1 protein-coding gene and 1 pseudogene are annotated in these 1,478 nt (G+C 41.7%); both read left to right on the forward strand.

Translation table 11 applies throughout. The annotated features are described in order from the left end of the window. Positions 1-608 precede the first annotated feature (608 nt). Positions 609-854, forward strand: a complete 246-nt coding sequence (locus DW830_RS15410; protein WP_147487289.1) for a hypothetical protein — start codon at positions 609-611, stop codon at positions 852-854. Continuing rightward, a pseudogene (locus tag DW830_RS15415) lies at positions 851-1,478 on the forward strand (hypothetical protein); the annotation flags it as partial. The gene DW830_RS15410 and the pseudogene DW830_RS15415, both read left to right, overlap by 4 nt.

The following is a 1,478-nucleotide window of genomic DNA, read 5'->3' on the forward strand; positions in this document are numbered from 1 at the left end:
ATATAGAGACTTACTTCCCGACCGATGGAAAAAGCAGTAGCAGCATTTGTTTAATCAGCTGTTACTGCTTTTTTTTGATTATGCAAGGTATAAACGCGGAGCCGCTTACTATTATTTTAGAGGAAAGAATATCAGAGAGGCAATGGTTCCGTCATCAATGAAGACCAGGCTTTGTCATCAATGAAGACCAGGCCCTGTCATCAATGAAGACCAAATCTTGGAATAAATGATAGCTGAACCTCGCGATAAGTGAAGAGTGGTGAAGAGTGGTGAAGAGTGAACCACCACTCTTCACTGCCCACACCCCCAGTGTTTATAGGGGTTTCAGCCGATTTGGTGAAGAGTGAAGAGTAAAAGCGAGAGTAGTCTTTTTACAGATAGTTCAGCTGAATTTTATCTCCCGACGTATCGTTTTGTGCCTGGCAATGGCACAAAGTTGCCCTGGTAAAGGGCAATATCTTGCCATAACCAGGCAGTAAATGGAATAAGGCAAAGAATGCCAATATTCCACTCCGTACTGGATATTATTGGTGTATTGAACGAGCAGGATGATTATTCTTGGTTCCAATAAAAAATGTTATTTTTGCATCCAATAAAAGAAATATGCAATGATGAGAAGAAAGACAACTTATAATTTTTTGCAAATCGTTATCATAACCGTTTTGTTTCTGCTGGTTTCATGTGGCGGAAATCGTTTTGTGGATTCCAAGATGGCAAGTGCTGATAGTTTGATGGATGTCTGTCAGGATTCGGCACAGACAGCCTTAGCCATGCTTGATAGTCTAAAGGCGCAGAAGCCTGATATGAGCAAGGCACAACAGATGCATTATGATCTATCTATGCCAAGGCGATGAACAAGAGCTTTGTGGATTTTACCACAGATAGCGTGATGAAGCGAGTGGTTGCCTATTACGACAAGCACGGCTCTGTGAATGAGCGAATGCTGGCATATTATCTTTTAGGCTGTGTGTATCGGGATCTGCAGGATGCCCCTGCTTCTCTCGACAACTACTATAAGGCAGTGGAGCTGGCTGATACCACGAGTGCCTCGTGTGATTATGCCTTGTTGGCTAGGATTCATGGCGCTATGGTAGTTTTGTATAACAAGGAATCTTCTCCTCTGATGTCGATAAAAGAAGCGAAGCTTGCTGCTAAATACGCTTGGATGGCTAAGGATACATTGGCAGCAGTAGTTGCTTATCGCAACCAGGTTGGTGGTTATTATGACTTGGGCAATTCGGATTCTGTCTTGAGTATTTCCCTCAAAGCCCATGATTTCTGCAGAAAAAATGGGCTGGCTACAGAAATGTATCATGGTTTGAATGCTATCATAGATGTCTATATTAATAGAAAAGATTATAAGCGTGCAGGTTATTATATCCAGATGATGCGGCAAAAAGCAGATCAGTTTATTACCCCAAGTCAGGTTCGTAGAGGTAGTGAACTCTTATATTATAATATAGGTAGATATTATTGCG

Source organism: Prevotella sp. AM34-19LB (assembly GCF_003468525.1).
Classification (GTDB): domain Bacteria; phylum Bacteroidota; class Bacteroidia; order Bacteroidales; family Bacteroidaceae; genus Prevotella.

Excerpts from the sequence above, each read along its gene's own strand:
- DW830_RS15410 (WP_147487289.1), top strand. The coding sequence starts at position 609 with ATGATGAGAAGAAAGACAACTTATAATTTTTTGCAAATCGTTATCATA.